Consider the following 14,523-nt stretch of genomic DNA (forward strand, 5'->3'; position numbering starts at 1 on the left):
ACGGCATCCGTCGGTCTACGGGGGCGCGGACCGACAGATGCCGCGACTTGGAGGCCGTGCCTTAGCGAACCAGACCGGCGCGACCGCGTCGACGCCCGGCAACGAGCAAGGCGGCGCCGAGGGCGAAGACCAGGCCCGCGAGCAGGGTGAACGGCAGCGGGTCGGTTCCCGTGCCGGCCAGGGCCTTCTTCTCAGAAGCAGTGGACGCACCGGTGCCGGCAGGCGCACCCGGAGTGCCTGCGGGCTGGGGTACCGGGCTGATCGTCACGTTCGCCCAGCCGACGACAACGCCGGCAGCATTCGTGACCACGATGCGGTGTGCCTTCAGGAGCGTCGTCGGAACCCGAACCGTGATGGTTCCGGTTGACGAAGCGGTCTGCCACGAGGTCGGGACCGGAGTCGACATGAAGAAGGCGAAGTACTGCTCGCCCGGTGTCAGCCCGCTGACCGTCACCGATTCACCCTGGATGAGGTCGATCGATGAAGGAACGATCTCATCCTTGCTGTCCTCGGTCAGGTCGGCCTCGATCGGATCCGTGGGCAGCGTGCGCACGATGCCGGAATCGGCCGAGTGCGCGCTGGTGCCCACGGCATTCGTCGCGCGCACGGTGGCCGTGTAGTCGGTCGCTGCGTCGAGGTCGGCGAACGTCGCGGTCGTGGTGGCGGCATCCGTTGTCTGCTCGGCGATCAGTTCACTGCCTTGGTACACCGAAACCGAATACGCGGTGAGCGCTAAGCCGCCGTTGTCGGCGGGGGCCGACCAGGTGGCCGTCATCTCGGTGGCCGAGTTCGCAGCGAGCTTCAGCGCAGTCGGCAGACCGGGAACGGTCGCCGCGGTTGACGCCGCAGCCGAACGCTCCGAGGCCTCCTGCCCGCCAATCGCGTTCAGCGCGACGACCTCGGCCGTGTACGCCGTTGCCCGGGTGAGGCCCGTGAAGGCGAAGGTGAGGGTGTCGGCATCCGTTTTCTGGAAGGACACCAGCGCAGAGCCCTGGTAGAGGTTCACCCGGTAGCCGGTGATAGCGGATCCGCCGTCGTCGACGGGCGTCGTCCACGCCATGGCAATCTCGGTGGCCGACAACGCGGTGAGCGTCGGCGCGTCGGGAACGCCCGGCACCGCCAATGGGATGGTGCGCGCCTTGGATTTTGCGGAGGCATCCCCCGAACCGATCGTGTTGGCAGCCGTCACGTCGGCCGTGTACGCGATGCCGCGAGTGAGGCCGGTGAAGCTGACCGTGGTCGCTTCGGTGGTCTTCGTCGCCACCGGGGTGCTGCCGTCGAAGAGTCGCACGGTGTAGCCGGTGAGGGCTGATCCACCGTTATTCGGCGCGGTCCAGGTGACGTCGAGTGCCGAAACGGATGCCTGCACCAGCGTCGGCGCGGCCGCCGCGTCGGGCACTGTTGCCAGCGTCGTCGCCACCGTGGAGCGTTCGGAGCCGGGCCCTGTACCGACCGAGTTCGTGGCCGAGACGTCGAACGTGTAGGCGGTGGCCCGGGTGAGGCCGGTGAAGGTGAAGCCCTGGCCGTCCGTCTCTTCGGTGTTGACAAGTTCGGTGCCCTGGTACAGCTTGAGCGTGTAGCCGGTGATCGACTTCCCGCCGTCGTCTTCCGGCGCCGACCAGGTCACGGCGATCTGGCTGCGCGACGTCGCTCCGATGTTCAGCGCCGTGGGAGCGCCGGGGCTCGTCGCCGGAGTCGAGACCGCCGCCGAACGATCCGACACGGCACTGCTGCCGATGGCATTGGTGGCCACTACGCCCGCCGTGTAAGCCGTGGCGCGGGTGAGGCCGGTGAAGGTGAGGGTGCGGGCATCCGTTGTCTTTGTGGAAACCAAAGCGTCACCCTGGTAGAGGCTGACCAGGTAGTTGGTCACCGGGGTGCCGCCGTCCTCGGTCGGCGCAACCCACGTTGCCGTGACCTGCGTGCTGTCGACAGCCACGAGTGTGGGCGCAACCGGGGCGTTCGGCACCGTGAAGGCGACAGTGCTGAGGGTGGCCCGTTCGGATTCCGCCCCTGCTCCCTGGCTGTTATTCGCGGTGACGGTGACCTCGTAATCGGTGCCGTTGGCGAGGCCACCGATCGGGGAGGTGAGCACCACCCCGGTGGGAATCGAGCGCACCAGGGTTAAGTTCTCATAGACCTTCACGGTGTAGCCGGTGATGTCGGCTCCGTTGCTCGCGGGAGCAGCCCACGAGACGGTTCCACCAGCGTAGGTCTCATTGGTGAGCGTCGGCAGGGCCGGGGCATCAGGGGCGGTGATCGGGGCCAGAGCCGTGAGTGAGGCCGACTCTGTCGTGCGGGTGTCGCCATCCTGGGTGAAGACCGCGCGGTAATTCACCGGGGCGTCACTGGCGGCGGGAGCTGTGACATTGAGGGTCGTCGAGGTTTGCCAGAACAGGTCGGCCCACTCGCCGGATGCGTCAGTCTGCCACTGAACTGTCGGCAGCGGGTCACCGGAGGCGAAGGCGGTGAAATTGGCGGTGTTTCCACTTTCGATCGACTGGTCGGTCGGCTGCTGAGTGACAGCGAACACGGTGCTCAGTGTCTGCTCGGGTTGCAGCGCGGTTTCGTTCTCGGCGAGTGGCTCGACCGCAGCATCTACTTCGATATTCTCGCCGGCTTCGACGACGATGACTGTGGCCTTATCGAGGGTGCTCTGACCGTTGTACCAACTGGTCTTGTGGTCGTTTTCGTAGACGAAGAGCACGTAGCGACCAGGTTCGACGGTCGGCAACCGGTAGGACCCGTCGGACCCCGTGTAGGTTTCGATGCCGAGCAGCTCGCCGCCGGCGACCCGGGCTCCCGCCGTGCGCGCTGCAGGCTGGGATGGTGCGGTGGCGAGGCCGACCCGAGCATTGGCGATCGGCTGGCCGTCGGAACCGGTGATCGTGCCGACGATCGCGCCGCCGAGGGTGAGCTGGGCGTCAACGCTAGTCACGGGGTCGATGCCCACATTGACCGCGGTGGATTGGGCACCGGAGGCCGCGTTGTCGAACCACTGGGTGACGTACTGGCCCTGGCTGTTTTCGTAGCGCAGGTAGTACGAGCCGGGGAGCAGTGGCTGCGAGGTGAAGTTGCCGCTGTAGTCGGTATACGCGGAGTTATACGACCACCAGTTGTCGCTCGTTGAGGATATGAAGACGGTGACATTGGACAGCGGCACACCATTGTTGGCGGCCGTCACCGTTCCCGAGATGACGGTCCCCGCGACGAGCTGCGCATCAGCGTTAGGCAGGCCTTCGGCGGGCACGTCAAAGGCGACATCGGCGGGGTTCACATGGGTGCTGCTCTGCACGCGGAATTGGTAACGGCCCGCGGCGGCGACCGTCGACGAATAGTGGCCGTTCGCATCGGTGACGATGGAATAATTCGACCACCCTGAAATCGACGCGTTGGCGATGGGAGCGCCTGTAGCGGCATCCGTCACGGTTCCGGAGATGGCGATGCCGGGCTGCAGGGCAGCATCGACGTTCGTGGCCGGGACACCGTCAACGACAGTGATCGCAGTGGCCGAGTCGAGGTCGGCGGCGTTGGTGTACCACTGGGTACTGAGCGGCTTAGCATTCGAATAGCCGTCGAATTTCAGCTTGTAGTCACCGTCGGGCAGGTCGGTGAATACATAGCTTCCGTCTGACCCAGAATATGCGTGGTAGCTGCTGTAACTCTCCTTCGCACGGTAGGCATAGACGCTGCCGTTGGCGACGGCACTGCCATCGACAGCGGATGTCACGGTGCCGCTGATCGAGACACTCTGCGCGAAATCGACGTTCTCGACCCATTCGCCCGCGGTCACCGTGATCAGCGTGGCGGTCTCCAATGAGGTGGCGTTCTTCCACCACTCCGTGGTGCCTGAGCTGCTCAGCTGAACCTTATATTCGCCGGCGGGCACTCCAGCCAGACTCCAGGCGCGCGCATCCGAACCGTCGGATGAATAGGCGTAGGCACTGGTCACCCAGCTGTTGTCAGGGCTGTAGAGGTAAATATTGGCAGAGCTGGAGGTCGTGAGTCCGGTTATGGTTCCACGTAGACCACCACCCTCCGTGAGAACGATGTCTGCACTGCTGTGGTCGGCGTTTGCCTTGAGGTCGATGGCGGTGGCGTCGGCTTTCTTGCCGGAGGGGCCGAACCAGCGTTCCGTGAGAAGGGTACTGCCCGAGGCGACCTTGATTACATAGTTGTCTGGGGTGAGCCCGTCAAAGGTGTACGCGCCCGAATCGTCGAGGGTGACCGTTCTGATCGAGTTGAGGGTGTTGTTCGCCCGATATAGAGTGGCCACGGCGCCAGAGACTGAGGCGTCGGCCGTGACTGTTCCCGAGATTGTTCCGCCGACGAGACCGAAGTCGGCCGCAAATATGTCGCCGTCAGCGACGACGATGGGAGTTGCCTCCTCAAGCGTGAAGACGCCGTTGTAGTACTGGCCGATCGTGTTGTTCTCGACTACGCGAGCCATATAGCTGCCGGGGTTGACTGCGACGGAGTACGTTCCGGAACCGGTATAACCGGTCGCGACGACCTCAGCGCCATCGAGGGAGAGAATCTCGACCTGCGGGTAGGAGCCCGCTGCGGTCGCTATTGTTCCGCTGATCACCGCGACAGCGATCGTCACGTCGATGCCGACGAGGTCTGCTGTTTCGACGTTGGGAACGGTCAGCACGGTAGCCTCTGCCTTGGTGTCGCCGCCGTAATACTGAACAACGCTGCCCACGGTGAACTTCAGGGTGTACTCGCCCGGGGCAAGGTTTTGGATGATGTAGCTGCTGTCGGCACTGTTCCACGAGCTGCTATCGGACACCGTTCCATCAGCCGATTCGGCGACAACGCTGACGTAAGTGTTAGGGATTGACGGCATCTGGACCGTGCCACTGATGCTGTACCCGGGTGCGATCGTGGCATCGATGTTATCGTAGGTGCGAGCTGTGCCAGCGACGAATGCCAGCGGAGTTGCCAGATCGCTGGTCGCGGCGTCGTCGTAGAACTCGCTCATACCATCGCCCGGCCGCGGGATGAACTGCAGAATGTAGTTGCCACCCGCGAGGTTGCCGATGACATACTCGCCCTGGTCATCGGTGTAACCGTACGTGTAATTGCCGGAGCCTGATGCCGGTCGCGCTTGTACGCTCACGTTGACGAGTGGGAGGCCCTGGTCGTCGACAACCGTGCCACGAATCAAACGATCGCTGTAGCTGAGGGTTGCGTCGACTCCCGGAACTGTGTCGCCGACTGCGACGGTGATGGATTGAGACGCACCCTGGGTAGCCACGTTGCCCGCGCTGTTCCACCACAGTGCGTTGGTGGCGTTGTACGCGCCGGAGAATTGCACGTTGTAGGTTCCGGGGAGCACAGCCAGGTGCCACTGCGTGGGCGTTCCCGGCGTGAGCTCAACTGAGGCATAGCCGTAGCCCGTGTTTCCGGAAACGGGCACGGCCGAGATAGACGTCGTGAAACCCGAGGCGAGTCCAGCTGGCGGGGTCAATGTTCCCGAGATGATCGCGCCGCGCACGATTTCGATGTCTGCAACATCAAAGTTTTCGCCGAGGACGGCGTCGATGTCGTCCGAGTAGGCACGAACGTAACCGCGAGCATCATTGGACGCCTCGACGCCGTACCAGGTGGCCTCGGTAACGATGAATGCGAACGCACCCGCGTCATCGGTCGTGCCCTTCTGTCGCGACAGCGCATCGGTTTCACCGTTGTAGCGTGCGAGTTCCACGGAGAAACCCACGAGCGGCTCTTTGGTAACGGAGTCGATCAGGCGACCGTAGATCGCGGCAGTACCGTCGGCCGGCGCGGCATGCTCGTCCGCGGCGCGAGCGGCGGGGTTCGGAGCTTCGGTGGCCTCTTCGGTCGTCTCGGCGCTGGGTTCGGTCGACGGTTGGGTGCTCGGCTCGGCGATCGGCTCAGCGCTGGGCGCGGTAGACGGCTCGCTTCTTGGCTCGACACTCTCGGGCGCCTCGGGAGCGGGAGTGTCCGTCGTCGCGGGAGCGGGAGCTGGAGCATCCGTTGCGGACGGCTCGGGCGTCGGCTCGGCCACGACGATCGTGTCGGCGGGTGCCTCGGTGGCGGAGGCGGACCCTACCGCGGCGAAGCCGAGTCCGAACAACAGGGCAATCGATGTGCTGACGGCGACTGCCCGTGAGCGTGCGCCGCGAATTGACAGATGTTTAGCCACGAAATTCCCCCGATAAGCACCTACAAGTCACAGGTGTTTCCAAGGATTAACTTTGGTGCAGCGGGCGGCGCGCGCATCAGCCCCACTCTGGAGGGCACCCAAAAGGGGTGTCCGCTCGGTTTCGCGTCGTGCGTCTCAAACGGACGCAGCGGCGCACGCCGGGCGCGAGCAGTGGCATCCGCTCGCAGCACGCGTTAGGGAAGTTGGCACTGGTTTGAACACGTGCAGGCTTCCTCAACACGTGCCACGAGGCCGCGCCGGGGGTGGCCACGTGGCGGACGGGCGTGGGACAGGCCGCGCCGCAGCATCCGCTCGGAGGCGAATCGCACTATTGTGCCGACATGCGATCAGAAGCCACACCGGCATGACCCGGCTGCGACGCAGTGACCCGACCCGGCCGGGGTACACGCGAAAGCGCGCCGGCACGGGCTTCAGCTACCGCGACCCCGCCGGGCAGAAGGTGACCGAGACGGTGCTGCGCGAGCGGTTCGCGGCGCTCGCGATTCCGCCGGCGTGGAGCGACGTGTGGATCTCGCCGCACGCGAACGGGCATATCCAAGCGATCGGCATCGACGCCGCCGGGCGCCGCCAGTACATCTACCACCCGGTGTGGCGCGAACAGAAGGACCGCCTCAAGTTCGAGCGCGCGCTGCAGCTGGCCGAATCGCTGCCGCGGGTGCGCGGCCAAGTCACCCGTGAGCTTCGCGGCGACGGCCCGCCGCGCACCCGGGCGCTCGCCGCGGCGTTTCGCATGCTCGACCTCGCCTCGCTGCGCATCGGCAGCGAGCGCTACGCCGATACGTACGGCAGCCACGGCCTTTCGACCCTGCTCTGCTCCCACGTAACGGTGCGCGGCGACGTGGTGCGGCTGAATTTTCCGGCCAAGAGTGGGCAACAGTTTCAGGGCGTCATAACGGATGCCGACCTCGCGTTGTATCTGCGCGCCCGCCTGCGCGAGCGGCCGGCCGCACCGCTGCTGTCCTGGGTACTGGATGACATCGAGGACATCGTGTCGGCCGCCGACATCAACGATTTCATCAAGGAACGAACCGGCGGGGAGTTCACGGCGAAGGACTTTCGCACCCTGCGGGGCACGGCCGCCGCCGCGCAGAGCCTGGCGGCCAGTCTCGCCGAGAGTTTGAAGGTGACCTCGGAGGCGGGCGGCCGGCCGGCGGTATCCGGTGTGGCGGGCTCTGCCGGGCGGCCACGATCGTCTGGCGGCACGGATGGCGCGGGTGCTGCAGGTGCGCCGGGTGCGCCGGGTGCGCAAGCCTCAGCTGCTGGGCCGGCGGGATCGGCCGCGCCCGCGGCATCCGCTGCCCGGCCGCCACGTGCTGCGACACGCAGCCGGCGCCAGGACAACCGTGTCATCGCCGCAGCCATGCGTCAGGCGGCGGATGCGCTGGGCAACACGCCGGCGATCGCGCGCACGAGCTACGTGGATCCGCGCGTGGTTGACCTCTATCTCGCCGGTGAGACCATCGACCCCGCGGGCCGAGTCTCGGTCGAGACGGCGCTGCGCACACTTTTACTCGGCGAAGCGACCTGATGAATCTCACCCGTTCGGGGTATAACTTGAGTGCCGCCCGCCGGTCGCCGCTGCGACCGGCCGTCCCCATGAGAAAGGTAGACCTGTGACTTACGACTCCGACCCCGACAACCAGCCGCCGCTCGATGCCCCCGACACCCCAGAAACCGAATCGGCGCCCGAGGCCCCGGCTTCGCCGACCAACCCCGATCAGCTGGTCGGGCCGGATGGGCCCGACGGGCCGGACGACGAATACGCGGGCTCAGCCGTTCCGGTCGCAAGCGCGGGCACCGGTCCCGATGGGCCGGCCCCGAGCGACGACGGCTCGACAGCCGGGGAGGCCGCCGCGCCCGACAGCGATGCCGAAGACGATCAGGACAACGTCGACAACGAGCCCAACCTCGACGACATCGACCCCGCAGACAACCCGTCAAACCCCGATCTCGTCGGGCACGACGTCGACGCAGAAGACCCCCGCCTCGCCGAGCCCACCGCGTGACGTCCCCGCACCCCGCAACCCCTAAGGAGTCCCCATGAAAGGCAAGTTCTTGTTCCTCGCCGGTACCGCGACCGGCTTCGTTCTCGGATCCAAGGCCGGCCGCCAGGCCTATGACCGGCTCAGCGCGAAAGCCCACGAAATGTGGGGCGACCCCGCCACGCAGAAAGTCATCTCGCAGGCCGAGACGATTGCCCGCGACGCCGCCTCCGTGGCACAGAACAAGGTGAGTGACCTGCTCGACCGCACCGAAGCATCCGTCAAGAAGGAGCAGCACCACACCAATCCCACCACGGGTGCCGACGGCCACGAAATGTAGACCGCGGGCCGACCGTCTCGGCTAGTCCGTGACGCGTGAGACCTGGCGGCTGCCGGGCCGCATTGGTGCGCCCGGGCCGGGTGCAGCGCGCACCAAAAAACTGGCTTGGGCCCGGTCGAAGGATGAGTAGAACCACCTCGTGGTGAGCACGCCGAGCTTGGTCACCTCATAGGCGTCCCCGCTCTGCTGGATCACTCCGAGCAGGGCGGCCGGGTCGCCATCGAGCATGTGCGAATCTCGCACCAACCATTCGGCCGGGGTGAGCTGGAGAATGCCGAGTTACGATACGCGCAGATTCTGGGCATCCGAAACGCCATTGTTCGGGTTCACGTGCCGCCTCTTGGCCGCCATTGGGCATTAAGTAGACATCCGCTAACTCCCGCATTCAAGGGGTTGACAGCGCCCTCCTACGCGATCCCCACCCGGCTCCAATCTTCCTTCCGCGAGAGCGCAAAAAGTGCCCGATTGGACACTCCAATCCGGCACTTTTTGCGCTCTCCCGAGGCGAGCTGGGACTAGTTCGTGAGGTTCAAGACCTCGGCGGTCGCGGCGAGGGACGCGGCAGCAGCGGCGGGGTCGTCGGAGAGGCGGGTGCCGTAGCTGGGGATCATCTGGCGGATCCGCGGCTTCCAGCCCTCGATGCGGTCGGGGAAGCAGCGCGCCAGCAGGTCCACCATGATCGGCGCGGCCGTCGAGGCTCCCGGCGAGGCGCCGAGCAGGCCGGCGATCGAGCCGTCGCTCGAGGTGATGACCTCGGTGCCGAACTGCAGCACTCCCCCGAGCTTGGGGTCCTTCTTCATGACCTGAACGCGCTGGCCGGCCGTGATGAGCTCCCAGTCCTTCGAATCCGCGGCGGGAATGAACTGGCGCAGGGCCTTGATCTTGGCGTTCCGCGACGCGAAAACCTCGCCGATCAGGTATTTCATCAGGTCGAAGTTGTTCTTCGCGACGGCTAGCATCGGGCCGAGGTTGTGCGTGCGAATGGAGAACGGCAGGTCGAACCAGGTGCTCGTCTTCAAGAACTTGGGGCTGAACCCGGCGTACGGGCCGAACAAAAGCGACATTTCGCCGTCGACGACGCGGGTGTCGAGGTGCGGAACCGACATGGGCGGGGCGCCCTTGGCCGCCTTGCCGTAGACCTTGGCCTGGTGCTGAGCGACGAGCTTCGGGTTGGTGGTGCGCAGGAACTGGCCACTGATCGGAAAACCACCGAAGCCCTTGATCTCGGGAATCCCGCTCTGCTGCAGCAGAGCGAGTGCGCCGCCACCGGCTCCGACGAACACGAAGCGGGCGTTGATGGTACTGCGGGTCTGCCCGACCTGGCGCAGCAATTTAAGGTTCCACGTGCCATCCGCTTTGTGCCCCAGGCCCACGACCTGCTCGTTCATGTGCATCGTGACGCCCTGCTGTTCGAGGTTCTCGAACATGAGCCGGGTGAGGGCGCCGAAGTCGACGTCGGTGCCGCTCGTGATGCGGGTGGCGGCGATCTTCTGGCCGGCGGGGCGCTTGCGGGTGAGCAGCGGAGTCCAGGTGCCGATGGTGGCGGTGTCATCGCTGAATTCCATGCCGGCGAACAACGGCTCGGGAGCGAGCACGGCGTGGCGCTTGCGCAGGTATTCCACGTTGGCTTTGCCGTGCACGAAGGTCATGTGCGGGGTGGAGTTGATGAACTTCTCTGGCTCGGGCAGGGCGCCGATCGAAACCAGGTGCGCCCACAGCTGGCGGCTGATCTGGAACTGCTCGTTGATAACGACGGCCTTGTCGGCGGTGACCGAACCGTCCGCAGCCTGCGGCATGTAGTTGAGTTCGCATAGCCCGGCGTGGCCGGTGCCGGCGTTGTTCCACGGGTTCGAGCTCTCTTGGGCCAGCTCGCCGAGGCGCTCGTACACCTCGATGCGCCAGTCGGGCTGCAGCTCCTTCAGGAGCGTGCCGAGGGTGGCACTCATGATGCCGCCACCAATGAGGACTACGTCAACGGTTCCCTGAGAATTCACACTGTCGAGTGTATCGCTGCGAGCGGATCCGCCTGACCGCGCACTCACCGCTCGCCCGCGCGCCGAATGACGATGACCGTGACATCGTCGGGGGCGCTGAGCCCGGCCCGCAGCATCAGCGAATCCACAGCGTTCTGGGCAGTCGGCGCCCCACGCACCAGCCGGTCGACCGCGTCGAGGGAGGCGAGCGTGCCGTCAAACAGGTCGAGCACACCGTCGCTCACCGACACCAGCGTGCTGCCCGGCGCGAGCACGACAGTCTGCTCCTGCCAGGGCGAGTCGTCGCCGGCGCCGAGCGGCAGCCGCAGCGACGTGAGCCGCTCGGTCGTGCCGTCGGCGTGCACGACCAGGGTGAGGCCGTGGCCGGCATCGACGTAGCTCACGACACCGGTGTCCATGTCGAGTCGGGCGTGGAACAGCGTCACGAAACTGCCCGCCTCGTCGAGGTCTGGGTCGAGCGTCGCCGCCGCGATACGCGCGACCTCGGCCACACCATCGAGACGAGATCCGGCTCGCAGCACTGCCCGCACGGTCGCCGCGATGATCGCCGCACCCACCCCCTTGCCCATGACGTCAGCGAGGGTGAAGGCCGCGCCCTCCCCCACCGGATACCAGTCGTAGAAGTCGCCGCCGACGGCGCGCGACGGCGAACAGGCCCCGGCCACCTCGAACCCCGGCAGGCTCACGAGTTTCTTGGGCAGCAGGCCGTGCTGTACCGCGGCTGCCTGGTCGAGTTCCTGCGAGGCGTTCAGCTCGTTCTGCACCCAGAACGCCAGGTCGCGGAGCAGATTCTGCTCGAGCGCCGAGAACTCGCGCGGCACGGTATCGAACACGCATAGGGCGCCGATGCGTTCGCCGCCTTGCGCTTCGAGAACATGACCGGCATAAAAGCGGATGCCCGGTTCCCCGGTCACATAGATATTGTCGCGAAACCGCGGGTCCAGCCGGGCATCGGGCACGATCAACGTGCCGCAGGCGTCGATGGTGGAATCGCAGAAGGCACTGGACCGCGGATACTCGAGGGGCTGATCGGGCTCGATGCCAGCGCTGGACTTGTTCCACTGCCGGTCGTGGTCGATGAGCGAGATGATGGCGATCTGCACATGGAAGAGCTCTTTGACCAGCCGGGTGATGCGGTCGAAGCGTTCCTCCGGCGCGGTGTCGAGGATATGCAGGTCGTCGAGCGCGCGCTGGCGGGTGAGTTCGGTGTGCTGGAAAATAGCCGACGCAGTCATGACCGCAGCGTTCGCACGATGTGCCAGCGGTTCACGTCGCCGTCGCGGGTGTATTCGAGCTCGTCGACGAGGGCCTGGATGAGCGCGATTCCCCGGCCCGATTCGCTCAGCGCATCGGGCATCTCACGGCTGTCCACCGCACCGTCTGATGCGGGGTCGGCGGACGCCGCGAGCAGCTCCACTACCGTCCCCCCGGTATCGCTCAGCCGCGCGTCGATCGAGACAGCGCTCACCTCGAGCCGCAGTGCGCAGGTCACACCGCTGCCGGTGTTGCCGTGGCACAGCACGTTCGAGGCGAGTTCGATCAGGGCCGTCTCGAAACTGAAACGGTCTCTCGGGGAGACGTGCGCGGCATCCGCCCAGACCGTTTCGAGCAGGGCGTGCACGGTGTCCACGTCGTCGGGCGGTGAGACCAGCGTGAGGGTGTGCGCGCTCACGCTAACCATGGAACGCGCTGCTCGCGGCGGGATACGCGGTGAGGACGCGTTCCATGTTGGTCAGCTGCAACACCAGGCGCACCTGCTCGTTCGGCGCGGCGATGCGCAGGTCGCCGCCGGCCTGCCGGGTGACCTTGAGGCCGCCGATGAGAGCGCCGAGGCCCGAGGAGTCGATGAAATCGACGTCGCTCAGGTCGACAGCCACCCGATTCTGGCCGGCGGCGACGGATGCTGCCACCACCTCCCGCAGGCGCGGTGCGGTGACCATATTCAAACGTCCCATGATGTGCACGACGGCGATGCCGTCGCCCTGGTCGGTGACCGTGAATTGCATTAGCGGCTTGTCTCCTTCGGGGTAAAGCCTTGATAGCGGGCGGCGGGTACCAGCACGCTGAGAATGACGAGGTCGAACACGACCCAGGCGAGGTTCACGAACGTGCCGATGGGTTCGCCGACGCCGAGCGCCAGCCGGGTCACGCCGATGATGGTGGCGACGACGAGCACGATGGCGACGATGATCTGCGGCCGGATCAGGTGCCAGGGCGCAGCGCCCTCCTGCCGGGTTTTCGGGGTGACCGCGAAGCCGAGCGGCCGGTGGAAGACCACGTTGGCGACGGCGGTCGTGGTGGCTTTGATCCAGACCGGGAACAGGGCGAGGCTGTACTGCTGGCCCCGCCAGGTCGAGATTCCGTGGCTGGACAGGATGAACAACAGCTGGTTGGCGATCATGAACGGCAGAAAGCGCAGAAAGAATTCGAGGGCCGTCGTATTGACCGGCAGAATGCCGAAGCAGAGAAAGACGGCGGGGGCGGCGAAGTAAACCAGCGCGGCGTAGCCGCTGAGATAGCTCCACATGGTCGAGAAGTACATCAGTCGCTGCGGCAGGGTGAGGCCGCGCTGCACCAGCGGGTTCTCGCGCATCATGACCTGCATCGTGCCCTGGGCCCAGCGCAACCGCTGGGTGAGCATGGTGCCGAGGTCTTCGGGAGCGAGTCCAATGGCGAGGGTTTCGTGATGATAGACGGTGCTGAAGCCGAGGCCGTGCAGGCGCATGCTCGTAGCCATGTCCTCGGTGACGCTGATCGTGGCGAGCGGCATGAGCGGCTGGGCCTCGTCGGCGCGGTCCACGTCGATCGACCGCAGCAGCACCTGCACCGATTCGAGGGCTCCGAGCGGGGACAGGTCGCGGGCGGCGAGTAGCTCGAGGCTGTGTGCGGGAATGGCGCTGGCGGCATCCGTTTCGAGCTGCAGTTCGGCGATGACGGCCAGGTCGAGGGTGAGTAGGTGCAGGTCAACGGCCACCAGGTCGCGCGACACCGCCGTGATGCGATTCTGCAGCGTGTAGGTGGCAGGCCCGATGGTCTCGCCGGCGGCGATCGCGGCGCGCGTGTCGCTGATGGCCGCGCCCACCTCGTGCAGGGCGGCCTGGACGAACGGGTCCTGCGCATCGTCGGCCCGGCCGGCCCGGGCGAGCACCCGGGCGGCGCCGGTGAGGGCGCGGGTGACGGCGCGCTCCATTTCGAGCACGTAGCGGGTGATGCCGAGCTGCATGAGCGCTTCGCGGCGCAGGAGGGCATTGGAGCCGCAGAAGAACGCGGCGTTCCAGCCGTCTTTGCCCTGCTGGATCGGTCCGTAGAACAACGGAGCCTGGCTGCCGAGCGGATCGGCGGCGCCGACGTTCTCGAACACCTGCGGCGTCTGTACCAGAGCGATCTTCGGGTCGGCGAAGTAGCCGAGAGTGTGGTCGAGTATCTGCGGCAGCGGAACCTGGTCGGCATCGAGAATGAGTAGGAACTCGCCCGCGGTGCTCATGAGCGCGTTATTGAGGTTGCCGGCTTTGGCGTGCAGCGGGCGATTCTGCCAGTCGGCTCCGCGGGTGATGTAGCCCACGCCGAGCTGGTCGGCCGCCTCGCGCATCTCGGGGCGGTTGCCGTCGTCGAGGATGAACGTGGAATGCGGGTAGCGGATGCCGCGCGCCGCCAGCGCGGTACGCCGCACCATCTCGACGGGCTCGTTGTAGGTCGTGATGAACACGTCGACGGTGAGGTCGGCGGCCGGCGCGGTGGGAAGCTCGCGCTCGCGCGCCCGCCACATGGTGAGGCCGAACAGGGCGACGTCGATCAGGCTGTAGGTTTCGGCGAGCACGAGGGCCACGGCGATCCACCAGGCGTCCCAGTTGAGTGAGAAGAACCAGCGCCACAGAATATAGTTCGCGCCGAGGGCGACGGTGACCAGCACGGCCACGCGCACGAGCAGTAGATGCGCCGCGGATCGGGCGGGGCGAACCGGTTTCCCCACATTGCTCCCTGATCCCAGGCCGCTAAGACAGGCGGATTCTGACACCA

The 14,523-nt window shown here is 66.2% G+C and carries 10 protein-coding genes; 3 read left to right on the forward strand and 7 right to left on the reverse strand.

Translation table 11 applies throughout. The features are described from left to right. Positions 1-61 precede the first annotated feature (61 nt). Positions 62-6,169: a fibronectin type III domain-containing protein gene (locus BLS91_RS08490; protein WP_092340302.1), complete on the reverse strand. Its 6,108-nt coding sequence runs from the start codon at positions 6,167-6,169 to the stop codon at positions 62-64. 364 nt (positions 6,170-6,533) lie between these two features. Between BLS91_RS08490 and BLS91_RS08495 the strand changes: the two genes are divergently transcribed. The 3 genes from BLS91_RS08495 (at position 6,534) to BLS91_RS08505 (ending at position 8,512) form a co-directional block, all read left to right on the forward strand. Next, a complete protein-coding gene (locus BLS91_RS08495) occupies positions 6,534-7,718 on the forward strand; it encodes a DNA topoisomerase IB (RefSeq protein WP_092340303.1) in 1,185 nt (394 codons plus the stop codon). A gap of 85 nt (positions 7,719-7,803) precedes the next feature. Further along, positions 7,804-8,196, forward strand: a complete 393-nt coding sequence (locus tag BLS91_RS08500) for a RodZ family helix-turn-helix domain-containing protein (RefSeq protein ID WP_092340304.1) — start codon at positions 7,804-7,806, stop codon at positions 8,194-8,196. 34 nt (positions 8,197-8,230) lie between these two features. After that, entirely contained in the window at positions 8,231-8,512 is a 282-nt protein-coding gene (locus tag BLS91_RS08505) for a hypothetical protein (protein WP_092340305.1), read from the forward strand. Positions 8,513-8,533: 21 nt separating this feature from the next. On the opposite strand, the gene BLS91_RS08510 is transcribed toward BLS91_RS08505, so the two are convergent. From BLS91_RS08510 to BLS91_RS08535, 6 genes are all read right to left on the reverse strand, one after another. Beyond that, positions 8,534-8,740, reverse strand: a complete 207-nt coding sequence (locus BLS91_RS08510; RefSeq protein WP_092340306.1) for a hypothetical protein — start codon at positions 8,738-8,740, stop codon at positions 8,534-8,536. 287 nt (positions 8,741-9,027) lie between these two features. Continuing rightward, the gene (locus BLS91_RS08515; protein ID WP_092340307.1) at positions 9,028-10,506 is read right to left on the reverse strand and encodes a malate:quinone oxidoreductase; all 1,479 of its coding nucleotides are present in this window, start codon (positions 10,504-10,506) and stop codon (positions 9,028-9,030) included. A 44-nt stretch (positions 10,507-10,550) separates the two neighbouring features. After that, a complete protein-coding gene (locus BLS91_RS08520) occupies positions 10,551-11,741 on the reverse strand; it encodes a PP2C family protein-serine/threonine phosphatase (protein WP_092340308.1) in 1,191 nt (396 codons plus the stop codon). Next, positions 11,738-12,178, reverse strand: coding sequence for an ATP-binding protein (locus BLS91_RS08525; RefSeq protein WP_158252862.1), 441 nt, complete (start codon positions 12,176-12,178; stop codon positions 11,738-11,740). The genes BLS91_RS08520 and BLS91_RS08525 overlap by 4 nt, the downstream gene beginning before the upstream one ends. Before the next feature lies 1 nt (position 12,179). Then, positions 12,180-12,512, reverse strand: coding sequence for an STAS domain-containing protein (locus BLS91_RS08530; RefSeq protein WP_092340310.1), 333 nt, complete (start codon positions 12,510-12,512; stop codon positions 12,180-12,182). After that, positions 12,512-14,476, reverse strand: coding sequence for a glycosyltransferase family 2 protein (locus BLS91_RS08535; protein ID WP_233197451.1), 1,965 nt, complete (start codon positions 14,474-14,476; stop codon positions 12,512-12,514). Before BLS91_RS08535 ends, BLS91_RS08530 begins: the two co-directional genes overlap by 1 nt. Positions 14,477-14,523: the final 47 nt, after the last annotated feature.

This window comes from Cryobacterium flavum (assembly GCF_900103805.1).
Lineage (GTDB): Bacteria > Actinomycetota > Actinomycetes > Actinomycetales > Microbacteriaceae > Cryobacterium > Cryobacterium flavum.